Genomic DNA, 26,995 nt, shown 5'->3' with positions numbered 1-26,995 from the left:
GTTAACGTAAAAGAGATATGCAAAAACTCTATTGATCCATAGTCTGCAAATTATTAATAACACTTACTTTAAAGAACCTTACTTTACGCTGATCTTTGAGCGCTCTTTTGTGGTATTTTGTAAGAGTATAACTTGTGAAATCGTCTTCCCTATAGATTAAAGAGTTACACTGCTTTATATGTGATGCTATCCACTCTGCATAGTCCTGATGATCGGTTGAAATGAATATTTCCCCTGTTATAAGTATTTTTTTTGCTAATAAATTTAAAAATTCCGTATTAATTAATCGTCTTTTATTGTGACTTCTTTTTGGCCATGGATCTGGAAAGAGAATAAAGAATCTTTCAACACTGTTGTCAGGAAAATTGGCAATCAATTCTCTTGCATCCTCTGTCCATATCAAAATATTTTTTATGTTGTATGCTTCTATGTTTATTAGCAAGCGAGAAACCCCCTTTAAATAGGGCTCACATCCTATAAATAATAGATCAGTTTCATTGAGCATCTGATGAAGCATATTTTCACCGTTGCCAAAGCCTATTTCTACCCATATTCTTTTCTGTGAGTTTACGATCTTCTCTATAGATTCCTTGCTATTTTGAATAGAATATTTCTCCAATATTTCATCAACATCAGATTTTAACCTAGACCTTCTGGAGAACGATCTAATCCACTTGCTATTCTTAAATAGCATATTCTTGATACATATATAATTTTCTCACTATATTTTATATAGCTTAAACAATTCTCGAAATGAATTAACGAAAAATTACTTGTCAATAATTATTAATATTATATAATATATGAGTTCTAATAAAGTTTAAATTAAAGGTCACATTGCATGAATAATAATGATCCAGTTGTAAATCTACCGGTTACTATCAGAAAGCTATCATCAAACAAGTTTATAGAAGAGATATGTCAAGGCCAATTTGAGGATCAAGATAATGCCTTGTTTGAAGATTCTTTTGTTAACAAAATTAAAGAAGGAGATGTGGTAGAAGGTGTAATTACAAGAATAAACCCTAACGACGTTGTGGTTGATATTGGTTTAAAGTCTGACGGGAGGATTCTGATCAAGGAACTCGGTTGTAATGATGAGATCATTATTGGCTTGAAAATTAGAGTTTATGTGGAAAGAATTGAAGATTATCATGGTAATGTTGTTCTTAGCCGTGAAAAAGCAATTAGAGACGAGAAATGGAATAAGTTGGAAGAAGATACAGTTACAAGAGCTGAAGTAAGCGGAGTTATTAAACGCTCAATTAAATGTGGTTTTATTGTTGATCTTGGTGACGGAATAAGCGCTTTTTTACCGCTGAGTCATGTGGATTTGAAGCAAGTAAAAGACGCGAAGCACCTTATTGAAACTGAACAAAAGTTCATCGTGCTTAAAATGGATAAGAAGCAAGGTAATATTGTAGTATCAAGAAAGCTGGTGTTAGAAAAATTGCACGCTGGTGAAAAAATTAAATTTTTAGAATCTTTAAATGAAGGCGATATAATAGAAGGAAAAGTAAAAAGCATCACTCATTACGGTGTATTTGTCGGTATTCATGAATCAGATGTAGTGGGAGTTATAGATGGATTGCTACATATTACAGATATCTCTTGGAGTAGAGTGAGTCATCCATCTGCAGTTTTTGCTTATGGCCAGACTATAAAAGTTAAAATTATAAAAATAGATAAGGAAAATGCTAAAATTTCCTTGGGTGTGAAGCAGCTAGAAGATAGCCCTTGGCAAGATGCAGAGTCAAAACATCCAGTTGATAGTGTGCATAAGGGTTATGTAACAAGCATAGAAGATTATGGATTGTTTGTTGAGCTTAGACCTGGAATTGAAGGTTTAGTGCACTCGTCAGAAATAACTTGGGTTAAGAGTAATTTACCAGTTAGTAGTCTCGTAAAAAGGGGACAAGAAGTATATATAAAAATTCTTAGTATTGACATTGTTAAGAGTAGGATGAGTTTAAGTATGAAAAGGTGTGTAGACAACCCTTGGCAAGTATTTATCAATAAATATCCTCCTGGTTCTATTGTTTCTGGTGAAGTGAAGAATAATACCGGCTCATATGTATCTGTTGCTTTCAATGATTCTGAAATAGATGAGAACGTAGAAGGGACAATATATGTGAAAGATTTAAGTTGGTCTAAAAATAGCTCAGATGAGGTAAAGAAGTATAATGTAGGTGATAAAATAGAAGCAAAAGTAATAAGGGCTAACGTGAATCGGGCAAGAATTTATCTTGGAATAAAACAAATAGAGTATGATCCTCTTGAAGAACTGATAAAGAAAGTTAAGGTAGGCGATAAAATACAGGTTATTGTAGGTAAGAGAGAAGATAATGGATTAGTCGTTGAAGTTGAGAACGATGTAACCCTTCTAATAGATCAAGAGCATTTACCGGAAAATAAAAAGTTCTCTATATCAGAAAAAATAGAAGTTGAAGTATTGGGTGTTGAAGAATATAACATAGTATTATCTGCTAAGTGATAAGGTTTACTTATTTTGGCTTCATATAAATGGCAACAAAGTCTGATATAATAGCGAGGGTAGCAAAAAGACATCCTTTTTTAGATAAGATTGTTATAGCAGCTATAGTTGATAGATTTTTTGGGATACTTTCAAGCACATTGAAGCATCATAATAGAGTTGAAATTAGGGGGTTTGGTTCTTTTTCAGTTAGAAGTTATAACTTGAAAGAAACAAGCCATTTAATGTTACAGAAGTTTACAAAGAATCAATACTTTAAAACATATTTTCGTAGCAGTAAAAAATTATCTGATTTGATAAATGAATAAAAATTTATACCATAAACAAGATGAAAGTAGGGGTTTGAGTTTATACTGTACGATAGAAATTTTTAGCACCATATGCAAGTAGTAGAAATAGTTATACGTAATAACACATACAAAATATCTTGCGAAAGTGGAAAGAAGAACCATTTACTACGTCTTGCTAATAATTTTGACAAGCTAGTTAGTTCTGTGTCTCAAAAAACTGGAGGTAAGGGCTCGGATGCATTAAATTTCTTACTTGCAGCACTAATTCTTGAGGATAAAATTTTGGAATTAACAAAACAGTTGGATGAAGTAAATCAAGAGCGTGAAAAGTATAGAAACGAGAAAAGTATAGAATATACTGAGGTACTAGGTAAGGTAAATAAGATTATCACTAATCTTGAGTGCATAAAGGATTAAAGCAAGCAATTAAATTGACTATCTCACTATTTAAGTTGGGAGGAAGGTTTGTTTTGCGAGTTATGTAACAATATAATTCGTAATCATCAAGATCAACTATTTTTTCATAGTCGATTAGTTCGCTTAAGGAAAATTTATCAAGATATTTCAATGCGAAATACCCTAAAAGTATATCGGTTTCTTTGCAACCTCTGTGCCAGCTTCTATACATCAATTTTCTTCTTAAAAAGCAAGTATCTATCATTGTCATTAAACTTTTTTTAATTTAAAAATCAAATTAAATGCTTGTCAAGTAAGGCATGTTTTAATATACTTAACATTTGGTTAAGATCTAAACATACAGGTGGAATTAATTTCTCATCAATTTAGTGATGGAATATATTATTTTTTGTCATTTTCTTTAATCATTTCTGTTATAGTGTTTGTGCATGAATATGGACATTATATTATTGCCAAAGCATGCAAAGTTAAAGTTGAATCTTTTTCTATAGGCTTTGGCCCTGAAATTTTTGGTTTTAATGATAAGTCTGGAACTAGATGGAAATTAAGTGCTGTTCCACTGGGCGGTTATGTTAAAATGCTAGGGGATACTAATGCAGCAAGCGTCCCAGCTAATCAACAAGAATTAACTGAAGAAGAAAAGTTGTATTCATTTCATACAAAGCCGCGATATAAAAAAGCAGCAGTAGTTTTTGCAGGGCCTTTTGCAAACATGATATTTGCTGTTATAACTTTTGCAATATTTTTTAGCACAGCAGGTTATTATCGCACTCCACCGGTGATTAGAGATGTAATTGAAGGAAGTGCAGCTAAGCAAGCCGGTTTGTTGCCAGGCGACGCTATTACACAAATCAATAAGCATAAAATAAAATACTTTGAAGATATTTCGCGTGTGATAATGTCGAATCCTAAAACAAGAATGGAGATTGAGTATAGCAGAAATAATGAGAAGCACAGGACCAGTTTAACTCCATTAACAATCAAGGACAAAGACGTTTTTGGCAACACAATAGAAAGAGAAACTATAGGGATTATTTCAGTTGATACATTAAAGCAGTCGTCTTTTCTTGGGGCTGTGAGCTTATCAGCAAGTGAAACTTACCATACTATGTGTTTAACAATCAAAGCTATCTTTCAAATTATCGTTGGTAAAAGGAGTGTCAATGAAATAGGTGGACCGATAAAAATCGCAAAATATTCAGGGCAATCAGCTAAAAAGGGATTTATTATGGTTTTGTATTTCATGGCAATTATTTCAGCTAATTTAGCTGCGATCAATTTGCTGCCAATTCCGCTACTGGATGGTGGGCATTTATTTCGTTATATTATAGAAGCAGTTATACGTAGAGATTTAAGTTTGAAATATCAAAAATATGAGGCTACCTTTGGTGCTTTCATTTTGTTCTTGCTGATGGCAATTGCAATTTCGAATGATATTAGGAGTCTTTTTTAAAATAAATATGAAAAAGCTATTTTACATACTAATAGTAATTTTTATCTCCTTTCCCGCTCTACTTGTTGCTTTAGAAAATAAGGAAAAAGTACAGATAAAAGATATCAAATGCATTGGCAATGAGCGAGTAAGCAATCAAACAATAGGGTTTTATATAAAGTTAGAACCTGGTAGCTATGTAGACGACGATGATATAGATTCGATTATAAAAGGTTTATATAAAACAAAGTTGTTTGCTAGTGTTAACGCTTATATCGATGATAAAAAAAATTTAGTAGTAAAAATTCAAGAAAATCCACTGATTAACAAGGTAATGTTAAAAGGCAATAAGTTATTTAACAGCAAAGAGCTGCTAAATAACGTAATTCAGTCAAAGTCACTAACTATTTTGACTGAAATAAAGTTGCAAAACGATTTAATGAATTTAGTCACTACTTATAGAAATAACGGTAAGATTGGTGTTAAAGTTGAATATGAGCTGAATAGGCTTGATGGTAATAGGGTCAATCTAATTTTTAAAATACAAGAAGGTAAAACTTCTAGAATTAAGGATATAAGATTTATAGGCAATAAAAACTTTTCTGAAAACGAGCTAGAGCAAGCCATTAAAGTGCATAGTAATGACATATTTAGTAAGTTATTTAGAGCCATGTTTAAGGGCGGAACTCGTTATTCACCACAATATTTATTGATTAACACAGAATTGCTCGATCGTTTTTATTCATCTAAGGGATATATTCAAAATAATATTCAACCGATTGTTGAGGTTGATAATAACAATCAGATAGAATTGACTTTTTTGATTGACGAAGGACAGCAATATTTGTTTGGAAATAATGAGGTTAATATTGAAACTGAAATTCAGGATTTAAGCCTAAAAGAGGAAATATTGGACTTTATAACAGAGGAAAACGATAAGATATTTAATAGAGTTAAAATTAATAATACAGTAGAAAAAATAAACAAGTATTTAAATGAGAAAGGATATATATTTGCAAAAGTTAATCCAGAGTATGCACAACGTGACAATGTTGTAGATGTGACCTACAGAGTGCTGCCGGGTAAAAAGATTTATATAAATCAAATTACAATTGATGGTAACGATCGCACTTTAGATAAGGTGATCAGAAGTAAGCTAAGTATAGCAGAAGGTGATGCGTACAATATATCTGAGATTCAAAAATCACGTAAAAAACTAATGAGTAGTGATTTTTTTGAAACAGTGAAAGTAAATAGTTACGCAGTTAATGACAATGCAGTAAATCTTGACTTAAATATTAAAGAAAAAAGAACTGCCTCATTATCTTTAGCAGGAGGTATGTCCTTTCCTGGCGGAGCATTTGTAAAAACTGATTTCACAAATCGTAATTTATTTGGTAGTGGTAAAGAGCTTTCTTTTAACCTTGAGAAAAATCGATACTCATTTTCTACTGATGTAGAGGTTGTTGAAAACAACTTTAACGATTCTGATACATCATTAGGTGCAAGCATATTTTATGAAACTCAATATCAGCCAAATAGTAGTTTTGACAGTTGTAATATGGGATTTTCAGTAAAATTATCATATAAAATAATAGAGAACCTAACTAACTCTCTTCGCTACTCTTATAAGTATAATCGTATAACTATAGATGAGACGGATGAGAAAGGTAAGAAGTATAAGAAAGATGAGGATATATCTCCTATAATAAGGACACAAGAAGGTGAAAAGATGATTTCATCAGTGGGATACACATTGGCATATAATAAATTGGATAATCTATACGCTCCAAGAGAGGGGTATTTATTACGCTTAAGTCAGGATATTTCAGGACTTGGAGGAAACGTGAATTTCCTAAAATCTGAATTTCTATCTTTTTATGCGCATCCTATATTAAGTAAAATTGACGATGACATAACACTGCGCTTTAAGATAGCAGCAGGTCATATTTTTTCTTATACCGATGAAGAGCTAAACATTGGCCAGCACTTTTTTAAAGGCGGTAACGAGATTAGAGGGTTTGATCTTTCTGGTATCGGACCAAGAGCAATAGACAACAATAAAAGCTCGTTAGGAGGCAAAACTTATTTTAATTTAACACAGCAAGTGGATTTTCCATTACCGAAATTATATGATTATGCTGGCATTAAAGGTTCGTTATTTGTTGACTATGCAACACTTTTTGGTTTAGATGATATAGGTGAGCGGTATAAAGGGGAATACACCGATAGTAAGCTTATAAGAGTATCGCCAGGTTTTGGATTTTCAATGCCTTCTCCTTTTGGTAGGCTTAGATTAGATTTCGGGTTTCCTTTAGTAAAGGAATCTTATGATATAATACCATCATCAAATGTTAAATTTTCTATTGAAGTGGGGATTTGAATGCAATATATACAATCATTTATATCAGTTATAGCCTTAGTTATTTCTTTATTTGTGGGATATAAGTCTATGGAATATCAACCTCAGAACACAAAAGCTGCTATTATCGACAGCGATAAAATTATCAATGAATCCCTTGCTCTGCAAAACATACAGCAACAAATAAAAGAGCAAAACTCTAAGCTGCAGCAAGAGTTCGAAAGTGAGTTAGAAAAATTCAAACCATCAAAAGAGGAATTTGACCTTTTGTCAGAAGAAGCAAAAAAGGAAAAGACAGAACAATTTAATAAGTACACTGTAAGTGCTAGAGATAATTACGCTAAAAAAATGTTGTATTTAGAAGAAAGTTATAGAGATGCAGTAGAGAGTGTTTTTAACAAGATAAAAGAAGTTGCTAAAAAAACGGCAGAAAAAGACAACATAGATTTGGTACTATTTATTTCAAAAAAGAACCAAGTTTTATACTCTATGGATGAAGTTGATTTATCGGATATGGTATTAAACAATATAAACAAGGAAATACCTGAATTTGCTTTAAAAGGCATCGAGTAGGCTTATGCAATTTAATATCAGTGATATTATAAAAATACTACCACATTCTTATCCGTTTCTCTTAGTAGATAGGGTTATAGAGTGTGATCCTGGTAAAAGTATAAAAGCAATCAAAAATGTGACTTTCAATGAGCCATTTTTTATTGGTCATTTCCCTGGTCATCCAATAATGCCAGGAGTCTTGATAATTGAATCTCTAGCTCAAGCATCTGCTATATGTGTTCTTGGTAAGGAAAGTCAAGGTACAATAGAAAACAAAGCTATTTACTTTATGTCTATTGAAAATGCAAAATTCAGAAAGCCAGTCACTCCAGGGGACACACTGATTCTGCAAGCTAATGTTAAAAACACACGTTTAAGTGTATGTAAATTTGAGTGTATTGCGTGTGTTGGTGAAGAAAAGGTTGCAGAAGCAACGATTTTAGCTATGTTGCAAAACACGCAAATTCGGTAATTTTCATCTGTAAAAAACAGTGTATGCGCTGTATGATATAGCAATGCAGCTAAATTTTAACATCTCATTTTCGAATCTATATACTCGCAATGGATTAATAAAATTAGATGAGACGTTCTTAAATTATGTCAAATCCCAAGATGAAAATTTATTTCGTTCATTGATTGAGGTGAGAGAAAAAACAGTCTCCTCTCCGGTGTCATCCCAGTGCTTGACACTGGGATCTGGAAAACAAGAAGGACCTTGGATGGCAGATAGTCAGCTAATAATAGACCTCTCATATTTATTTGACGAGTTCATTGCAAAACTTTTCAACATTGAAAAAGAAATAGAGGAGCTAAAGAAAAAACACAACGACTTTGCTGTAATATATAAATGCAAAAGGTTATTTGTCCAACGCTACGCATTGAAGAAATACATTAATGTGGCGAATATAGATATTACTAACAAACTAAGTCATTTTCTCACTTTGCCAACAACAGAAAAAAATTTTGCCGAGCAGGTGATGCATTGGTTTGAAGATAAAGAAAATCACAAAGAAGAAATAGAACTTGCGGCACAATATGCAGTGTGGAGAGTAAAAAATAAACAGAGTATATTATTCAGTATTCATAAAAAAATCGACCACGAAAACCTCATGCCATTTTCTAAAAAAGAAGTGGACAAAGTTGAAGTGCTGTATTCAAATGAAGTAAAAAGACGATATGGTTTTGATCTAACAAGCAAAAAGGTGAGTTTGAACAAAGCATTAGATAACGCTCACTACTGCATATTCTGTCATAAGCAAAATAAGGACAGCTGCTCAAAGGGGCTAATTAATAACGACAATACTTTTAAACAGTCCCCACTAAAAGTTGAGCTGCATGGCTGTCCACTAGAACAGAAAATATCAGAAATGAATCTGGTGAAAAGCGAAGGGTACAGCATAGCAAGTCTTGCAATTGTGATGATAGATAACCCATTATGTGCGGCTACTGGGCACAGAATATGCAATGACTGCATGAACTCGTGCATATATCAGAAACAAGAACCCGTGAATGTGCCAATGATTGAAACAAGGATTTTGGATGATGTGCTTAGTTTACCGTACGGATTTGAAATATATTCTCTGCTCAGCCGTTGGAATCCTTTAAATTTTCAGCGTCCATTGCCAAAAAGAAACACTGGAAAAAACGTCCTAGTTGTAGGCCTTGGTCCTGCTGGTTTTAATTTAGCTCATCATTTGTTGAATGATGGGCATAACGTTATCGCCATTGATGGACTAAAGATTGAACCTTTAATCGATAATTTCCAGCTAATTAAAGATTTTGAACACGAAAAATTGAGTGAACGCACGGCAGGTGGGTTTGGTGGAGTGGCAGAATATGGCATTACTTCTAGGTGGGATAAAAATTACTTAAAGATTATTAGATTACTGCTGGAAAGACGTGAGAATTTCGCACTTTATGGGGGCATTCGTTTTGGTGGCACGATTAATGTTGATGATGCTTTCAACTTGGGTTTTGATCACATCGCACTAGCACTTGGCTCTGGCAAGTCACGAATGATCAAAATAAAGAATATACTAGCTCGTGGAGTGCGTATGGCATCTGACTTTCTTATGTCGTTACAACTGACTGGTGCTCTTAAATTTGACTCTATAGCGAACCTACAAGTTCGCATGCCGGTAGTTGTCATAGGTGCGGGACTCACTGCAATTGATACCGCTACTGAAGCTTTAGCATATTACCCGATTCAAGTAGAAAAATTTCTTCTTCGTTATGAGATATTAGTTGATAAGTATGGAAAGGACTGTGTTGAAAAAGGTTGGACAGAAGAAGAGCGCGAAATTGCGAATGAGTTTATACTGCACGCACAATTGATCCGAGAAAAGCAAGAGTTAGCAAAAAAAGAAAATAGAGAAGCAAAAATATTGGAGTTAATGCAGAGCTTGGGAGGAGTGAAAGTTGTATATAGAAAAGAGCTAAAAGATGCGCCAAGTTATCGATTAAATAGCGAAGAGGTACAAAATGCACTGTCAGAAGGGATTTACTTTATTGAAAACTTAGAGCCAGTTGAAGTTATGACGGATAAATATAATCATGCTGAATCAATAAAACTAATAGACACAAAATCCGGCGAAATCAAATGCATGAAAGCACGTTCTATTTTTATAGCAGCAGGTACTGAGCCAAATACAGTTATTGCAACAGAAGATAAAAAGCATTTTAAATTAAGCAATGGGTATTTTACTCATTTGAATTCATCAGGAAAAGAAATAGATCCAATATTTTCTCCTAAGATGCAGAATAAAGACAGAATATTAGTATATAAGCAAGGCAATAAAACAATTAGCTTTTTTGGTGATCTTCATCCTTCGTATAGCGGCAGCGTCGTGAAAGCTATGGCAAGCGCTAAGAATGGTTACCCTATCATTTCTCAGCTTTTGAATAGAGTTAATAGCTTCATTTCTGCCACTCCAGCTAGAATCTCGGAGTCATATGCACAATTGTATGAATGTTGTAATGTAAGAGTAACTTTCACCAAAAAAGATGTCATTCCAGTGCCCAGACACTGGGATCCAGAAAACTTAATTTTGAATGAGTACACCAGATGGTTGTATAGTCAGAACTGGATTCCAGTGTCAGCTACTTGCATGACACCACCTGCTATGCGAATTACCTACAAATTGCAGCATTTGTACACTAAAGCGTCACGCGCTGGAATAATATCAGAACACCTGGCTAACAAAGAATTTTTCAATAAAATCAAAGAGCAATTCACTGCAAAGGTTATAAAAGTTCAATATTTAACAGACAAAGTTGTGGAAATAGTGATCAAAGCACCACTTGCGGCAAAGAATTTTAAACCTGGACAATTCTTTAGGTTGCAAAATTTTGAAACCAATAGCAGAAAAGCCAATAATAAAAACCTTGCTATGGAAGGTATAGCCGTAACCGGCACTGAAGTAGACAAAAAAAAAGGATTTATTTCCACTATTGTGCTTGAAATCGGCGGCTCCACTAATTTATGCAGACACTTAAGAGAAGGCGAGCAAATAATTCTTATGGGCCCAACTGGCAGACCTACTGAGGTTTACTAAGTCTCAATATTAAAGTGATGCCAAATTTTATTTCAAAAAGTAAATAATTTACTAACGCTCGTGCACAAATTAAAAATGAATTATGCACGAGTGTAGCGTTATGAATTAGGAGTGCTATATTAAAGCTTACCTCACTATTAAAGCTATCGGTCAGATTAGATTAAAAACCTAATCTGACCGGTTTCTCTATAACCCTCTAAACCCTGATATAATTATATGATAATTAGTTTAATTAGTGGTTAATATGCAAATTGATTTTATTCATATATTGAGATAGCATAAACCATATTGGTTTTAATTATTGTGCAACTTTATAAATCTTCACTGTTACTTCTACTGACTGTATTAATAGTTATAGTCCTAAAATTACCTGAAAATTTGAGCATTGCAGTAAATTGGTCTCTCCCAATTCTAGATTTTGATTTATCTTTTCGTACCATACTAATATCTTTTTTATCAGTTGCATTTTTAGCTGTTCTACCAGCACAAAATTTGACTTTTTCAGAGATGCTATCTTTTGCTGCTTACACTATTAGTTCACTTTATGCAGTTTTATCTGAACATATGATATTGGTTATAATATTCTGTGAATTAATGACCGTCAGTGCATTTTTTACTATCGCAGCTGGCTGTAGAGATAGTGAACCTGCAATAAGGTACGCTTGTGTACACTTTTTCGTTGGAGTTATATTAATAGCAGGATTGGCACTTCAAAGCACTAACCTGATAATTTTGGGTTTATTGATAAACTGCGCTTGTTTTCCTTTTTCATTTTGGGTTGTTGATGCATATCCTGCTGCATCGCTACATGGCACCACATATCTCTCTTTATTTACCACTAAAGTCTCTTTTTTAGTGATGCTTTTACACACTTATAACCTATGGCAAGATTGTACTGAAATACTAGCGCTTGTAGGCGCCATCACTGCAATTTACAGCATTATATTTGCTTCTCTTGAGCAAAATATTCGTAGATTTTTATGCTATAATATTGTAGGACAAATGGGCTTGCTGATTATTGCAGGAAGTTTGCTCAGTCCTTCGGAAAAAGCAATACCAATTTTGATACTGCATATAATCTTCTCTCTTGTTTATCAATCATTATTGTTTGTGGTCAGCAATTCGATTATTTCACGAACAAACACAATTAGTTTTAATGGAGTAGGTAAACTGATGTCAGTGGAAGGCATGTGTGCTATAATCGCAATACTTACAATGGCTGCATTTCCTGGAACCGCTGGATTTATCAGTAAATCATATATCACAGCTGAAATTGAAATGAACACTGTTGCCTTAAAAGGGTATAAAAATTTATATAAGCTTCTAAATTTGCTGCTTCATTTAAGCGTGGGGCTAAAGTTTCTTTATTACTTATTTATTGCAAAAAGTAAGTCAAAACCTTTAGCAGAGAGAGGGGGCAAAATGACTATGATCATTTTAGCATTTATATGCGTAATCACTGGCAATCCTTACTTACCTATTTACAATAAATCTTCGATTTTCGATTTTGTGTACAACACAAAAAATATTTTGTCGCAATTTAATTTGTTATTATGTACCACTTTATTGTTTATTCCTTTACGCAAGTTATTTTACCCGAGAATAAATTTTAAAATGGATGTTGATTGGACTTTTAGAGCTTTCATACCCTATATTGTCTTGCTGTTCAATCAGTTAGTCTCTAAAACTAGAGAAATATTTGCCAGCATAGTGCAAAACTTGACTAATTCACTTGCTGGTTTATACTTTAATAATATTACTAAACTTAAAGAAGTGCTGGATTATAACTCAGTGAGTTTTGTTTCAGCTTCTTCTCTCTTTTTAATGAGTATTCTACTAACGCTATTATGTTTAAATCGTTAACTGAAAGTTTAAATTCTGTATTTAGTAAACTGAGAGGAAAGTCCATCATTTCTGAAGATGATTTTAATCTTGCCATGCGTGAAATACGTATAGCTTTAATTGAAGCTGACGTTTCACTTGAAGTTGCAAAAAAATTCATCAATGACATTAAAGATAAAGTGATTGGGGAAAAAGTCATAAAAAGTGTTTCTCCAGCACAAATGATAATTAAAATTGTGCAGGATAATTTAGTTGCAGTTCTCGGATCAGAGAAAAGTGACTTAAATCTAGCAGTTAAACCCCCTGCTGTGATTATGATGGTGGGCTTACAAGGTGCAGGTAAAACAACTACCTCAGGAAAGCTTGCTTTAAAGCTAAAAAAGCAAAAGAAAAAAGTGATGCTTGCCTCTTTAGACATTTATAGGCCGGCTGCCCAGAAACAACTTGAGGTGCTGGGTAAACAAATAGACGTACAAACTTTATCTATAGTAATAAATGAGGGGCCTATTGCAATTACAAAAAGGGCACTGGCAACAGCAAAGAACGATAATTGTGATGTATTAATACTAGATACCGCAGGCAGGCTTCATATTGACAATAATATGATGAATGAGTTGAAAGCCGTAAAGGAAATAGCTTCACCTGCAGAAGTTATTTTAGTAGCCGACGCAATGATAGGCCAGGATGCGGTCAACATTGCCAAATCATTCAATGAGGCAATAGGTGTAACCGGCATTATTCTTACCCGTGTTGATGGTGATGCACGTGGTGGTGCTGCTCTTTCTATGAAAATGATCGCCGATTGTCCAATTAAATTTATTGCTTGTGGTGAAAAATTAAGTGACCTCGATGATTTTTACCCTGATAGGATTGCAAAAAGGATACTTAGCATGGGTGATGTTGTCTCATTGGTTGAAAAAGCTGCTGAGATTGTTGGTCAGGAAGAAATTGATAAGTTACAAAAGAAAGTAAAAAAGGGTAAATTCGACCTAAACGACCTAGTGGGAATGTTAAAAACTCTCAATAAAATGGATGGTATTAGCAACATAATGAAATTCATTCCTAGTTCATTCACAAAAAAGCTAAGTAGCAGTGTGCCAGATGACAATAAAGTGAAAAAATATATAGCTATCATAAACTCAATGACTGAAAAAGAAAGGCAAAATCCAGATATTTTAAATGGCAAAAGAAGACTTAGAATTTCTAAGGGGTCCGGAACAAGTGTAACTGAAGTTAATCTTCTGATTAAGCAGTATAATCAAATGAGCTCTGTGGTAAATAAGTTCAGTAAAGTTGACCATAGTAAACTCAAAGAATCTGATTTGATGGATATGCTAAGCAGAAAGTAAGTCAGCAGGTAGTGGAATGAGACGATTGTCAGTAAACCTTTAGCTATATCAAAAGTGGCTTAGGTCTCGCAAAAAAATTTACAGCTTCTTGCTAGCCAAGAAATTTATTATTAATTTTAGGAAATACTATAGCTAACCCAAAAAAGGTTTCCCTATGTCATACCGCCGCGGATAGATTCCGCTAACGAGTAGCGGAATGACGAATTTGTTGTTTTTCAAATTGTAGGTAAACCTAAGCCACTTTAGCTATATACTTTCCAACCTGTTTTCACTCCTAATCTTTTCTTATTGATTTACAGCAGGTTCTTTGTTACAGTCCGTAGTTATGCAAAGAAACCTAAAGCCTTATGAGTTTATTTACACTCAGTGATTTACATAATTTGGAACTGTATAGCTGAGTATTGTATATGATAATATTGATAACAAACGATGATGGCTTTGGAAGTGAAGGAATAAAATTACTCAAAGAGATTGCACGGAATTTTGCGTCAGAAATATGGATAGTGGCACCAGATACTGATAGAAGCGGGGCTGCAAGATCTCTTGATTATCCAGTGAAACAATCTATTGGAATAAACCAACATAGTGAAAGGGAATTTAGTGTGTCTGGTACTCCTGCAGATTGTGTCATTATTGCGCTAAATAAAGTTATAAATAAAAAACCAGACTTAATATTGTCCGGAGTAAATGTTGGATCAAATGTCGGAGACGATATTTGTTATTCAGGAACAATTGGTGCTGTAATGGAAGGTGCTGCAAGGTCTATACCTTCTATTGCGCTGAGCCAAGTTTATCATGATAAAATAGACTGGCACAATACAAAGGTTTTTGCACCAAAGGTTATTGCCAAGCTAGTTAAGGTTGGTTGGCCTAAAAACATAGTGATGAGTGTAAATTTTCCTGCTACGGAAAAAGTAAAAGGAGTAGAATTTGCTGAACAAGGTGAATATAACATTGATGGGGATTTAACTTTTACTGAAAATTCGAATGGCTCTTTTAGCTTAAATTGGTCTCGAGAGCACTCAGGCAGTGGTAGTGTAAATAAAATAAAAGAAGGATTTATTACTATCACACCAGTAAAATTAGATTTTACAGATTATGATACATTGAATGCTATGAAAAATTCTTGTGCAGACGAATTTTCTTCTATAGCTGACTAAGAAAAACATTTGCATTGCTCCTAATTGATGTTTTCTATTGTGTTATCGCGAGCAATTATTTTTTCTTCACCTGTATCCATTTTTTTAATCTTTAAAGTTTTACTACTCAATTCTTCATCGCCAAAGATTAAAGCAGCTTTAGCATTTGCTTGATTTGCTTTTTTCATTCGGTTTTTAAGTGCTCCGCTATATTCGTAGACTACATATAAACCATTTCTGCGCAATTCATTCGCAAGTGTTAGAGCATGTTCATCAGCCTCTCTGCCGATCGGAATTAGGTAAATAGGTCGCTCTTCTTTCGGAGAATAATTGATTAACTCCATTATGCGTTCAATACCTCCTGCAAATCCTATCGCTGGAGTGTGTTTTCTACCCACTGAAGATACTAGATTATCGTATCTTCCACCGGCAAAAACTGCCCCTTGTGCACCTAAATCCTCTGTAACAAATTCAAACACTGTGTGGCAATAATAATCCAAACCTCGAACTAGTTTATTGTTTACGGTATAAGGTATATCAAGAATTGTTAATCCATTTAGTATTTGTTCAAAGAAATCTGAGGACTCTTTCGTATAATAATTGCTGATTTTAGGCGCATCAGAAATTATTGATTTATCTTTCTCATCCTTGGAATCCAGTATTCTGAGTGGATTTTTGATCAACCTATTTTTGCTATCTTCTGATAGATCATTTTGATACTTTGTAAAGTATAAGATCAAAGCTTCTCTATACTTAGTTATTGTTTCACCATCACCTAAAGAGTTGATCTCCAGCTTTACATTTTTATTGATGCCAAATTCAGTTAGTAAGTGCTGAGCGAGTGATATCAATTCAATATCAGCTTTTGGATCTTCTATGCCAAAAACCTCAAAATTTATCTGATGAAATTGCCTTTGTCTTCCCTTTTGCGGTCTTTCATAGCGAAATACAGGGCCTGTTGAGAATAATTTTATCGGTGTTTGCAGTTTTTTTTCAATAAGTAGCCTGACAATTGCTGCAGTGAATTCAGGACGTAAAGTTATGCTCTTTCCCCCTTTATCATTGAAACTATACATCTCTTTAGTGATGATGTCTGAGCTATCACCCAAAGTTTTTGTGAAGACTTCTGTGTATTCAAATATTGGAGTTTCAACGGGCAAAAAGCCGTAAAGACTTGAGATTCTATTTGCTGTTTGCTCTATGTATTTAAACTTGTACCATTCATCAAATAGAAGATCTTTCGTTCCTCTAACTGTTTGATTAGTCATAGCGTAGTCTCTATACCCGCAACCTCTGGTATGTGATAGCTCAGCATATTCTGCACTCCTTGCTTTAAAGTAATTGCAGCACTTGGGCATCCAGAGCAAGCTCCTTGCAACTCAACATAAACTATTCCATCTTTATAGCCACGAAATTTGATATCGCCACCATCTTGAGCAACTGCAGGTTTGATATGACTTTCCATCAATTCTTTTATTCTATTTACAATTTCTATATCATTTTTATCAAAAAATTCTTCATCTGGATCATTCACTTCTTCTTTATCTAGCGCTTTTCCACCTGAAGTAAAGTGATCCATGATTGTAGTTAAAATTTCTACTTTTAATGTATCCCAATTAATTCCACCCAATTTTGTTACTGAAATAAAATCATGACCAAAAAACACTCTTACCACATGTTCTATTTGAAAAAGATTTGCTGCTAACTTGGAGTTTTTTATTTCATCTGCATTTGAAAAATCAGCCGTTTCTCCTTCGTTTAGAATTGCAAATCCAGGGAGAAATTTCAGTGTATTTGGATTTGGTGTTTCTTCAATCTGGATGAACATGTTATTTACCATGACAATTATAATTGTTACTATTTAATCATAAAATGATAAAAAAATATACATGTCATTCATCTTTTTTCTTTTTTTAGTATTCATAGTAATTATATTTATTTTGCCTAGCGTTGTTGTATTTTTTCTTTTCCTGACAAAAAAAAATAACATAAGTTTCATGATGAACTCTATATTGAGTAAGTTTTTGAACGAATTTAATAGCAGTAGAAGTTATACTGAAAATTACACTGGTGACAACATATCCAAAGATGAAGCATTAAAGATACTGGGGCTGAATCCTGAAGCAAGTCAAAATGAAATCAATAAAGCATATCAAAATTTAATGAAATTAGTTCACCCAGATAAGGGAGGCTCGGAATATTTTGCACAAAAATTAAACGCAGCACGTGATAGGTTGCTGAAAAAATGATCTTAAAAAAAGTTTTCGTTTAACAAATTTCTTCCTTTGCTTTTTCTAAATACTCCAATATTGCTTCATGTAGCGCAGTCCATGTTATCTGTTCTTCCAGGGAAGGTATAAATTCTTGTCTCCAAGCATTCTTAAACTCCTGAAACCACTGTTTTTCAAAATCCTGAAATTCTAAAGAAATATCTACTTTAAAGCTATCAATTAAACTGGAAACTTCTGCAGCTTTAGAGCTATCTAGTGATTTTAAAGATAACACTCCACTCTTTAAAATGTCTAACTCTTCCAATACATTAAGCTTAAATGGTCCATAGAGTGAAGACCATATGCGATATCTTAAATAAGAATCATAGTATAACTTAATTTTGTGCATTAAAGTGGTAGATGCATCAGGAGAAATGTTATTCTCATATTGTGCAAGAGAAGATAATAAATTCTCATAATCTACTTTGCTTAAACATGGTTGTAGAGTCGATTTAATTTTTTCACTAAAGGTTAGATAACTAGAAGAAATGCCATGACTATATTTACTAAAGAATTCAGGAAATATATCTGCTTGTTCTAATTTAAGAGGTAAATCTTTTCTAATTTCTCTTGGTAAATTATGTATTGAAAACTGATAAATAACCCATACAAAATTCTCATCAAACTCATCTGAGTAATCAGCATTATTATCAGAAAAAATTACATTACCTTTCTTATCATTCCAAGGTAATATCTTATAGAAAAATCTGTTCAGCCTTTGTTTTAATTTCAAAATACCTTCATTTCTATCACCTGCTTTATACAATATTTCGCCCATTTGCTGTTTAGCATCTTTAGGGTTTATTCTGTCACTTATGTGCAATCCAATTCCATTTTTCTCTAATAACTCCCAATCAAACAATTTGTGTGGATCTGGTTTACGCATTGTATAGCCAAGCTCTGGATCATGCACTATAGTTCCTATTTCAGAATGACTAAATATCATATCCCTTTTAATTTTAAAACGCTCCATAAGATATAAAATCAGCTCTTTAACGGACCTCATTTGCTCTTCCGGAAAAGGCTCAAGTCCTGTGTTTACAATTTCAATACCTACAGAATAGTTGTTAAGCTTCCGTAGCTCTTCAAGCTTGTTATCTATCTTAACTCTTGCATAACTAATGCCAGCATGCCATGCTTCTTTCTCTAATGGAACCATTAAGGTAACGCTGCCGTCCCTATCGACAATAAAATGAACTGACAATCCTCTAGCATTCAGCGCATCTTTTGTACCTTTTAATGTTGATGTTTCAGTATGGTGAACTATAACCATTAGCACTTTTTCACCGGCTCTATCACCATAATTTAAAGCTGAAGTTGGATCTAAAAATAACAAATCCTGATCTTTCAATAATGGTAATTTTTCTTGTAAATCTTGGAAATCATTCTCGATACTGCTTGAACTGGATACTTGCCCAGATATGAGAAATGCTGAGACAGTAATCAGTAAAACTAATAAATATTTGTTGATTTTAGATAGTTGGATTTTCATACCATCTTCATAAACACTTTGTAGATAACTTTTCATTATATAGTTAGAGTAGTGTTGTTGAATAAATTTACAAGACAAAATCATACTAGTCCAGTAATAGTAACATGTCCAAAGATAAAGCATTTAAAATACTGGGATTAAATCCACAACTGTACGAACATTACAATTTGAGCCTACCAGAAGGATGTCATCCCAGTGCCCAGACACTGGGATCCAGGAATTTTGATTGGGCACTAAGTTGGTAAGCATAAAAGTGGCTGATCTTATGTTAAAACACAATGTTCTTGATGAGATTACGGCAAGGCTGGATTCCAGACTGGAATGACACCATTTGCTGTGCAGTTTACCTTCAAGAATGAATGTTCGTACAGTTGTGGATTAAATCCTGAAGCAAGTCAAAATGAAGTCAATAAAGCATATCAAAATTTAATGAAATTAGTTCACCCAGATATAAGGAGGCTCAGAGTATTTTGCACAGAAATTAAACGCAGCACGTGATAGGTTGCTGAAGAGGTAATTAATATTGCTTTAAAGTTTTTATTTGTGCGTAAAGGATAAGTTGCTACAATAAAAAAATAAGATAAAAGTAGCAATGGACATGTGTTCAGAAAGGTTTAAGTTATGCAGGAAGATAACAAAAAAGAAACAATAAAAGAAGAAAAAGGCATATTAGGATGGATAGAATATAGATTGCCTATATTTTCTTTTCTAAGACACACTGCTTCTTACCAAGTGCCAAAAAACTTAAATTATGCTTGGAACTTTGGCTCTTTGGCTGGTATAGCGCTGATTTTACAAATAATAACAGGTATATTTCTTGCTATGCACTACACTCCGCATGTTGATTATGCGTTTAATAGTGTAGAGCGCATAATGCGAGATGTGAATTACGGGTGGTTAATACGCTACACTCACGCTGTTGGAGCATCGCTCTTCTTTATGGTAGTCTATGTTCATATAATGCGTGGATTATATTACGGATCTTATAAAAGACCGAGAGAGATGGTGTGGTTTATTGGAATATTTATATTTTTTGCAATGATGGCAACTGCCTTTATGGGATATGTTCTTCCCTGGGGACAAATGAGTTTCTGGGGTGCAACAGTTATAACCAACTTATTTTCTGCTATACCTTTAATTGGCAATAAAATAGTTATATGGTTATGGGGTGGTTTTTCAGTGGATAACCCAACACTTAACCGTTTTTTCGCTCTGCATTATCTTCTGCCTTTTGTTATTATTGCTTTAGCTATGCTTCATGTGATAGCTCTGCATAGGTTTGGCTCTAGTAACCCAAGTGGAGTGGAGGTAAAATCAGATAAGGATACCATTCCTCTCTATCCTTATTATATAGTCAAGGATTGCATAACTTTTGTTCTGTTTTTTATAGTTTTGTTTGCATTTGTTTTCTATGCTCCCAATTATCTTGGTCATCCAGATAATTATATAGAAGCTGATTCTATGGTAACTCCGGTACATATAGTACCAGAATGGTATTTTTTACCTTTTTATGCGATGCTACGTTCAATTCCGGATAAACTGACAGGTGTGCTTACCATGTTTGCGTCTATTTTAGTTTGGTTTTTGTTACCTTGGCTTGATAAATCAAAAGTTAAAAGTGGTGCTTATCGCCCGGTATTCAAGAAATTTTTTTGGGTTTTTGCAATAAATTTTGCACTTCTTGCCTGGCTTGGAGGACAAGAGGTGAAAGAGCCTTATATCACTATGAGTAGGCTATCCACTCTTTATTATTTTGCATATTTTGTAATAATTTTACCGCTTCTTAGTAAGTATGAAAAGCCAAAAGAACCACCAAAAACTCTGAGTGATTCTGTGCCGGAGATAAAATAATGCTGGTTAGAAATATATTAGCTATATTTTGTATATTACTTCTATCTAATTTTATATCTGCAGAAGAGTTTAAACCATCACCAAATAAAAAAATGGACTGGAAATTTGATGGAATTAACGGATCTTTCGATAGAGAGTCAATTCAACGAGGCTATAAAGTGTATAAAGAAGTCTGTGCTGCTTGTCATTCAATGAATAGGATAGCATTTCGTAATTTGCAAGATGTTGGTTTTTCTGAAGAAGATATAAAACAGATTGCAGCTTCTTATCAAGTTAAAGATGGTCCGAATGATTTGGGTGAAATGTTCGATAGACCTGGAGTACCTTCGGATTATTTTATTGCACCTTTTGATACAAAAGAAGCAGCTGCAGCAAGCAATAATGGTGCAGTTCCACCAGACTTATCATTAATTATTAAAGCAAGGCATGATGGTGCAAATTATGTCTATTCACTGCTGACAGGCTATCAAAACGGCGAGCACGATGAAAATGATTTATACTTCAACCCGTATTTTCCAACAGGCAGATTAGCTATGGCGCCACCACTTTCTGAAGGAATGGTGGAATATGATGGTGCAAGACAAGCCACAGTTGAAAATATGGCGTATGATGTGATAAATTTTTTACAATGGGCAGCAGAGCCAGAATTAGAGCGCCGGCATAAATTTGGATTAAAAGTAATGGCGTATTTTATAATTTTAACAGTGTTTTTCGTATTAACTAACAATAGAATTTGGAGCAAGCTCTATAAAAAGAAGTGATAGTCAATTTTGCCTCAAATACAATGGTTGTCATCCAAGTAGCTAACACTGGTTCCTTTATGACGGCAGTGCCCAGAGGTGTCATGCAAGTAGCTGACAACATAGAAACGAAAAACTTCCTTGACAAACTCCACCAGCCCCCTTATCATGAAACTGAAGGTATTCAGTTATCTTCATCTGTGCAGATTAAACAGCAAGAAAACAACGTAGTTGGCGTCTTATTTTTAATTTTTTGCACTATGTGCACCTTATGTCTTCACAACATTTCTAGGTTTTTACCTATATAAGCTGAAACGCGCTTATAAAGCGTTTAAGACAGTATAGTACGCCAATTTGCAGGATTAGAGAGTGACAACTAGCTAACACGGGATTTCTTTTGCCTTTTTTTCTGCTTAGTAAATTTCTTAAATATTTGAACTAAGGTGAGTTGCACTTAAAAGCAGCTAAATTGCAGTGTTTAAGACTTAAAAAACGCCAAATACTGAAAATAGACAATGACCAGGGCTTCTTTTGCCTTTTTTTTCGTTTGGTAAATTTCTTAAATATTTATAGCTAAAGATTGCACGAATGTTGCAATTACAAAAGCGATCTCTACTAGGAGGATGTCATCCCAGTCTGGGATCCAGTTTTCTTTACAAATTCACCAAAAGTGCTTCATTTTATAACGCAAAACCCATACTTACCAAACCCAATGCATTACTTACAATTAAAATTCCTGGATCCCAGTGTCAGCTACTCGGATGACAGGAGAAGAAGGCTACTTAGAGGACCAAAAAAGGATGTCATTTCAGTGCTTGGCACTGGAATCTTGTTTCAATGTTAAACAAAATACCATAGAATTCAAGAAGACAATCCCTAGAGAATTACTCATCTACAAAAAGCCAAATCGTGTTAATGCTGTTTAGATGTAAAAGATAAGCTAAATTTTTACAAAGAAAACATTTCAAGCAGCAAGACACCTTTGATCGAAAGAGAGCACCAAATTTATGGGGTGAGTAACTGCAACTACTACAACTAAATCAATAAATCTATAATAGGAGGAACAAGCACTATGGAAACGTCAAAACTGACTGGTGAATTAGTATGTGATATATATGAGTTAACAAATAAAGATGGAAAGAATATTCAAAAGCTAGCAAGAGAAATAGAGGAAGGGAAAAGTATTGCTGGAAGGTTCAGAAATAGAATATTCAAAAGGTCCAGCTATAACGCAAGCACGATTCTTTTAGCAAAAATAACTCGCAAGTATCAGGGTAGAGAGGAGACGTTGTCACTACTACATTATGCTATAAGTCATAAGAATAATCAAGCTGTAAAAGATCTTTTGGAAGAAGCCAAAAAGCAAAAACTATTAAAGGAAGTTCTGAATGAAGAAATGACCACAAAATATTCAGATGGTCGGGAAGAAACTCATACAATACTTACAGATGCTATATCACGTAGAGACAATGACATTATGAGAGTAGTTGCACAGTTCCAGAGTGTGATGGTATGATAAAATGTGAGAAAAAATACCATCAAGGGAGGAATTATGGTTACATGGGTGCGCCAGAACAACAGAGACAATTCGTAGAGCAACACAAAATAGTAAGAAGATTTATAGAAAAAGATACGGGGCACTGTTTTCCACTAGGAACAGCAAGCACATTTACGACATACTTTGCTCCAGCGGACTTTAATGAAACAGTGAATACCCTTGGACAGCAATTATATGCAAAACAAGAGCCAAGAAGGTTTGATAGAGGGACCGATTTACATACTCAGTCAAATCCCCTGCCAATGTGCCATCGCCCAGGGACATTAATCAAAGTCGTTGCAGCATAACAATACAGGTAGAGCAACTACAAAAGTGGTGAGGCATGGAAATGCTCTACCTGTATGTCCCTTCTTAGCGTACACGTAAAGGTTAGTGCATAAAGGTGAAGTATGCAAGGAAAAATAAAAAGATTATTGAAAGATTGTTTTACACATCTGGGGCAGCAAGCGTTGTATGAATCAAAGGATAAGTCATACCTGGTGGAGATATTAAAGCAACAGCCAGATAAATTATACGGAAGGGCAATTTGTCGGGGAGATGGTTTTTCTTGAGGTGAGTATATTCGATGTATTGCAGCCAGTAGTAGGAGATATCTTTATTATTGGTAAGCGTAAATACAAAGTATATTCACCGCCGCTCAGGGATAATTCAGGAATATTGTGGAAAATAAACGCAGTGAGAATGTAAAATGGTTTTTCGTATTAAAATCAAAACTAACGATAGTGAAATTGTTCAATATGTTGTATCTTTAATGTGTATATAAAGTGATCTTTCTAGAAAAGTTTTATGAAATTAGTCGTCTTTTTAATTGCTTCCTTGTTAAGCACAAGTTGTGCTATTGCAAAAGATGAGGTAGAGCTTAGCTTAAAAATAAAAGATAAATATAGGTGTCACCTGTGGAATAACCCAAGTAAGGAGTTTTCTCAAGGTTATATAAAACCAATTCCCTTATCCGAAGCTTACGATCTAGTCATTGGTGGCGGTGGGGTATTGTATTACAGAGCAATGTACCCGGAAAAACTAGATTTATCTGATAGTCATAAAACAATTGGTAGAATGAGTGCTGCTTGCAGTAAATATTGTAGAGAAATTTACTTAGTAATAGATAATGTGCTATATGCAATAAATAGAACCACAGTTATGTGGAAAAAGGAATTAAAGTCTCCAGTAAAAGGAAACCCGACAGTTTTTAATGACAGACTAGCAATTTTAACTATGGATAACTATTTGTACATGCTGAACATAGAGAATGGTAATACAAGCTGGTTCTATCATATGTCTAATGGTAGTAATCAAATGACAAGATCAAATTACATATCTCCTGTGGTTATACACGATAAGCTAATAGTTCCATTTTCAAATGGAGAGTGAGTAGCTTTTGACAAAGATGGGAAAAAGTTGTGGTCTTATAAGTTACCTTCTACAAATATTTTAGACACTCAGCTTACAGATATCACAACTACTCCAGTAGTAAAGAATAACACATTAATAGCTACAAACAATTCTACCATTGTTGCGATTGATATAGGATCAGGAGATCTTTTGTGGTTAAAGGCCATGGAAGCAAAAAATATCAGTGGTGGTGGGATTATGCCATGGCTGTACCCCGATGATATAAATGGTAACGAATTTTTTGTAGTAAACACAAAGAATGAAGTTATGAAAGTTGCAATACCTGATGGTCAAATAATTTGGAGTACTAACTTAGTGGTGAATGATGAACTAAATGATAAACTAAAAGACGCATATTATGCTAGACCGATGCTAGATGGGAAATTATTTATTGTGGGCAATAAGGGAATCATGTTTCTATTAGATGAGAAGTCAGGCATGATAGAAGAGATAGTCAGCATTCCAGAAGGTGTGTATCATACGCCTGTAACTGATCTTGCAGTTGGGGATTACTACTTTACAACTGAGAAAAAAGGTGTGTATAGCTGCATTGATCCAAATATCAGCAGATGAAATATTGCAGGTAATAAGGAAGAGATGTGCCATAGGTAGCACCACTCAGGGACAATTCAGGAGTATTGTGGAAAATTCAAGCGTCGAATGCGTATTAACGTTGAAGTTAGCGGTAGCATCAAAAAAGTTATGCAAAGCATAGATGCAGAGAAAGCGAAAGTGGAAAAAGCGACGGTGAGGGCATTAAACAAAACAGCACTATGGGTAAGATCGCAAACTGTCAAATAGGGAGTGTTAAATAAACCATACGCGTCAAGTTAAGGAAATAAAGGTATGAAGGAGATAGAATAATAAGGTATAAGTTCTCTCAGATATATTTTTAGTGAGAGAACCAATGAATAAAATAACTTGTTTATTAAAAAAGCTCAAAGAATTTTTTAATGAAAAAGCAGATAAAATCTCAATTACAACAAGGTTTATAAAAAGAAAGAGAAAGCTATCGTTCGTAAAAGCCATGGTCTTGGGTAATATAGGGGTGTAGCGTAGAAACAATGTGTCAATTACTAAACGAGGACTCGATACAAAACAAGGTTTGGATTTACTGAAGAAGCAGTAGAATTTATGAAAAGGATGTATAATGAATCTGTGATTCTCTTTAAAAATATCTTGCAAGTTGATTGCAAAATCTTACAGCAATTTAATAGTGTTAAACTATTGGACAGTAGCTATATTACTCTACCTAACAGTATGGAAGAGATGTATAAAGGTTATGGTACTAGCTACAGTGGCTATGAAAGCAATACTAAGTCTGGAATAAAGTTACAATTAGTTTTCGACTACATGAATCAGATAATAGACCAACTTAATTTAACGGAGGGAATAAGAAGGGTATAGGGAACATTTGAACAATATATCAGGTAATGATTTGCTAATATTTGATTTGGGCTACTTTGTGCCTAGCTCTTTTAAACAGATTAATGAAATAGGAGCTTATTTTATTAGTCGTCGATACCAACATATATGATAAATCAAAAAATGGAGTTATTAGAATGTTTAGAGGATAAGTTATTTTTAGAAAACGAGGTATTGTTAGGAAAAGAAGCAAAAATTAGAGTAAGAATTATATGTCAGAAACTAACTGAATATGGCCAGAAGAAGGAAAGCTAATAGGTTAGCAAGATCGCAGGATCCTCTAAAAGAAATCAAGAATTGTTGAACTGGTCAATATTCATAACTAATGTTCCAGAAAATCAAATTAGTGCTGAACAAATATTAACAATTTACAGGGTAAGATGGCAAATTGAATTATTATTTAAAGTGTACAAGAGCCACATAAGGCTTGATAAACTGAAAGGAAAGCCATACAGAGTACTATGCGAGTTATATGCTAAATTATGTGCAATTCTTATATTCCATGGAATAGTTGGTTGCACAGAACTGAAAAAAAATACAGAGCTTAGCTTAACAAAGGCATTTATTGAGCTAAAAAGGCGGATTAGAGAGTTATTTTTAGCACTAAACAATAAAATTAGTGGCTTAAAGACTTTTCTTAAGAAACTTACCATAACTTGGTCGCGATTTTCATTAAAAGACAAGTGCAGAAGGACTAGAGTATCTACCTTAACTTCCCTAAATTTGCTCACAATCTCTTAACTTGACGCGTATGGTTTATTTAACACTCCCATAAAAAGGAATACCAACGTAGAGTATTAGAAAATAAAAATGATGAATCATCAGAGAAAAAG

General features: G+C 34.0%; 26 protein-coding genes and 3 pseudogenes. 24 read left to right on the top strand and 5 right to left on the bottom strand.

The genetic code is table 11. From position 1 onward, the window contains the following. Positions 1-28: 28 nt before the first annotated feature. Positions 29-694: a tRNA (guanosine(46)-N7)-methyltransferase TrmB gene (gene trmB, locus ACE38O_RS01040; RefSeq protein ID WP_374698772.1), complete on the bottom strand. Its 666-nt coding sequence runs from the start codon at positions 692-694 to the stop codon at positions 29-31. Positions 695-841: 147 nt separating this feature from the next. Between trmB and ACE38O_RS01035 the strand changes: the two genes are divergently transcribed. From ACE38O_RS01035 to ACE38O_RS01025, 3 genes are all read left to right on the top strand, one after another. After that, positions 842-2,494 carry a 30S ribosomal protein S1 gene (locus tag ACE38O_RS01035; RefSeq protein ID WP_374698771.1) on the top strand — a complete coding sequence of 551 codons (1,653 nt, stop codon included), beginning with the start codon at positions 842-844 and terminating at the stop codon, positions 2,492-2,494. 29 nt (positions 2,495-2,523) lie between these two features. After that, positions 2,524-2,802: an HU family DNA-binding protein gene (locus ACE38O_RS01030; RefSeq protein WP_010963035.1), complete on the top strand. Its 279-nt coding sequence runs from the start codon at positions 2,524-2,526 to the stop codon at positions 2,800-2,802. 72 nt (positions 2,803-2,874) lie between these two features. After that, entirely contained in the window at positions 2,875-3,201 is a 327-nt protein-coding gene (locus ACE38O_RS01025) for a cell division protein ZapA (protein WP_374698770.1), read from the top strand. Here the strand turns inward: ACE38O_RS01025 and ACE38O_RS01020 are convergent. Continuing rightward, positions 3,176-3,445, bottom strand: a complete 270-nt coding sequence (locus ACE38O_RS01020; protein WP_374698769.1) for a succinate dehydrogenase assembly factor 2 — start codon at positions 3,443-3,445, stop codon at positions 3,176-3,178. The two genes, ACE38O_RS01025 and ACE38O_RS01020, sit on opposite strands and share 26 nt — an antisense overlap. Before the next feature lie 99 nt (positions 3,446-3,544). Between ACE38O_RS01020 and rseP the strand changes: the two genes are divergently transcribed. The 8 genes from rseP to surE all read left to right on the top strand — a co-directional run bounded on the left by rseP (position 3,545) and on the right by surE (position 15,455). After that, positions 3,545-4,654 carry an RIP metalloprotease RseP gene (gene rseP, locus ACE38O_RS01015; RefSeq protein ID WP_374698768.1) on the top strand — a complete coding sequence of 370 codons (1,110 nt, stop codon included), beginning with the start codon at positions 3,545-3,547 and terminating at the stop codon, positions 4,652-4,654. Positions 4,655-4,661: 7 nt separating this feature from the next. Continuing rightward, positions 4,662-7,016 (top strand): outer membrane protein assembly factor BamA, encoded by a 2,355-nt coding sequence (bamA, locus tag ACE38O_RS01010; RefSeq protein WP_374699110.1) that lies wholly within the window; start codon positions 4,662-4,664, stop codon positions 7,014-7,016. Next, positions 7,017-7,568: an OmpH family outer membrane protein gene (locus ACE38O_RS01005; RefSeq protein ID WP_374698767.1), complete on the top strand. Its 552-nt coding sequence runs from the start codon at positions 7,017-7,019 to the stop codon at positions 7,566-7,568. Positions 7,569-7,572: 4 nt separating this feature from the next. Next, positions 7,573-8,022: a 3-hydroxyacyl-ACP dehydratase FabZ gene (fabZ, locus tag ACE38O_RS01000; protein WP_374698766.1), complete on the top strand. Its 450-nt coding sequence runs from the start codon at positions 7,573-7,575 to the stop codon at positions 8,020-8,022. A gap of 43 nt (positions 8,023-8,065) precedes the next feature. Further along, positions 8,066-11,104: a WPE palindromic element domain-containing protein gene (locus tag ACE38O_RS00995; protein ID WP_374699109.1), complete on the top strand. Its 3,039-nt coding sequence runs from the start codon at positions 8,066-8,068 to the stop codon at positions 11,102-11,104. Between the two features lie 303 nt (positions 11,105-11,407). Further along, positions 11,408-12,967, top strand: a complete 1,560-nt coding sequence (locus ACE38O_RS00990; protein ID WP_374698765.1) for a proton-conducting transporter membrane subunit — start codon at positions 11,408-11,410, stop codon at positions 12,965-12,967. Further along, on the top strand, positions 12,952-14,295 hold the full coding sequence (ffh, locus tag ACE38O_RS00985; RefSeq protein WP_374698764.1) for a signal recognition particle protein: 1,344 nt from the start codon (positions 12,952-12,954) through the stop codon (positions 14,293-14,295). The genes ACE38O_RS00990 and ffh overlap by 16 nt, the downstream gene beginning before the upstream one ends. 407 nt (positions 14,296-14,702) lie before the next feature. Further along, a complete protein-coding gene (surE, locus tag ACE38O_RS00980) occupies positions 14,703-15,455 on the top strand; it encodes a 5'/3'-nucleotidase SurE (protein ID WP_374698763.1) in 753 nt (250 codons plus the stop codon). Between the two features lie 20 nt (positions 15,456-15,475). Here the strand turns inward: surE and hisS are convergent, their stop codons facing one another. Both hisS and ACE38O_RS00970 read right to left on the bottom strand, forming a co-directional pair. After that, positions 15,476-16,702 carry a histidine--tRNA ligase gene (gene hisS, locus ACE38O_RS00975; protein ID WP_374698762.1) on the bottom strand — a complete coding sequence of 409 codons (1,227 nt, stop codon included), beginning with the start codon at positions 16,700-16,702 and terminating at the stop codon, positions 15,476-15,478. Further along, positions 16,699-17,262: a NifU family protein gene (locus tag ACE38O_RS00970; RefSeq protein ID WP_182319735.1), complete on the bottom strand. Its 564-nt coding sequence runs from the start codon at positions 17,260-17,262 to the stop codon at positions 16,699-16,701. The genes hisS and ACE38O_RS00970 overlap by 4 nt, the downstream gene beginning before the upstream one ends. Before the next feature lie 169 nt (positions 17,263-17,431). Between ACE38O_RS00970 and ACE38O_RS00965 the strand changes: the two genes are divergently transcribed. Beyond that, entirely contained in the window at positions 17,432-17,683 is a 252-nt protein-coding gene (locus ACE38O_RS00965; RefSeq protein WP_264719019.1) for a J domain-containing protein, read from the top strand. 19 nt (positions 17,684-17,702) lie between these two features. On the opposite strand, the gene ACE38O_RS00960 is transcribed toward ACE38O_RS00965, so the two are convergent. Further along, entirely contained in the window at positions 17,703-19,232 is a 1,530-nt protein-coding gene (locus ACE38O_RS00960) for an N-acetylmuramoyl-L-alanine amidase (RefSeq protein ID WP_374698761.1), read from the bottom strand. A 68-nt stretch (positions 19,233-19,300) separates the two neighbouring features. Here ACE38O_RS00960 and ACE38O_RS00955 point away from each other — a divergent pair, with 68 nt between their 5' ends. The 12 genes and pseudogenes from ACE38O_RS00955 (at position 19,301) to ACE38O_RS00900 (ending at position 26,903) form a co-directional block, all read left to right on the top strand. After that, complete coding sequence (locus ACE38O_RS00955; protein WP_182365798.1) at positions 19,301-19,441, top strand: hypothetical protein; 141 nt, start codon at positions 19,301-19,303, stop codon at positions 19,439-19,441. Between the two features lie 376 nt (positions 19,442-19,817). Beyond that, complete coding sequence (locus ACE38O_RS00950) at positions 19,818-21,047, top strand: cytochrome b (protein ID WP_374698760.1); 1,230 nt, start codon at positions 19,818-19,820, stop codon at positions 21,045-21,047. Further along, entirely contained in the window at positions 21,047-21,808 is a 762-nt protein-coding gene (locus tag ACE38O_RS00945) for a cytochrome c1 (protein ID WP_374698759.1), read from the top strand. Before ACE38O_RS00950 ends, ACE38O_RS00945 begins: the two co-directional genes overlap by 1 nt. 567 nt (positions 21,809-22,375) lie before the next feature. Continuing rightward, positions 22,376-22,552, top strand: a complete 177-nt coding sequence (locus ACE38O_RS00940; RefSeq protein WP_374698758.1) for a hypothetical protein — start codon at positions 22,376-22,378, stop codon at positions 22,550-22,552. After that, on the top strand, positions 22,534-22,713 hold the full coding sequence (locus ACE38O_RS00935) for a hypothetical protein (protein WP_374698757.1): 180 nt from the start codon (positions 22,534-22,536) through the stop codon (positions 22,711-22,713). Before ACE38O_RS00940 ends, ACE38O_RS00935 begins: the two co-directional genes overlap by 19 nt. Positions 22,714-22,859: 146 nt before the next feature. Beyond that, a complete protein-coding gene (locus ACE38O_RS00930; RefSeq protein WP_374698756.1) occupies positions 22,860-23,303 on the top strand; it encodes a hypothetical protein in 444 nt (147 codons plus the stop codon). 89 nt (positions 23,304-23,392) lie between these two features. Then, a pseudogene (locus ACE38O_RS00925) lies at positions 23,393-23,632 on the top strand (major capsid protein); the annotation flags it as partial. 102 nt (positions 23,633-23,734) lie between these two features. Next, positions 23,735-24,032: pseudogene (locus tag ACE38O_RS00920) on the top strand (hypothetical protein). A gap of 99 nt (positions 24,033-24,131) precedes the next feature. Continuing rightward, positions 24,132-24,716, top strand: coding sequence for a PQQ-binding-like beta-propeller repeat protein (locus ACE38O_RS00915; protein ID WP_374698755.1), 585 nt, complete (start codon positions 24,132-24,134; stop codon positions 24,714-24,716). Positions 24,717-24,743: 27 nt separating this feature from the next. After that, on the top strand, positions 24,744-25,310 hold the full coding sequence (locus tag ACE38O_RS00910; RefSeq protein WP_374698754.1) for a PQQ-binding-like beta-propeller repeat protein: 567 nt from the start codon (positions 24,744-24,746) through the stop codon (positions 25,308-25,310). Positions 25,311-25,397: 87 nt separating this feature from the next. After that, positions 25,398-25,538: a hypothetical protein gene (locus tag ACE38O_RS00905; RefSeq protein WP_374698753.1), complete on the top strand. Its 141-nt coding sequence runs from the start codon at positions 25,398-25,400 to the stop codon at positions 25,536-25,538. 94 nt (positions 25,539-25,632) lie between these two features. Beyond that, positions 25,633-26,903 (top strand): annotated as a pseudogene (locus ACE38O_RS00900) (IS4 family transposase). Positions 26,904-26,995: the final 92 nt, after the last annotated feature.

Source organism: Wolbachia endosymbiont (group B) of Limnophora tigrina, assembly GCF_964263235.1.
GTDB lineage: Bacteria > Pseudomonadota > Alphaproteobacteria > Rickettsiales > Anaplasmataceae > Wolbachia.
Note: the sequence above shows the minus strand (reverse complement) of the source record. Positions and strands in the feature narration are given on the sequence as shown.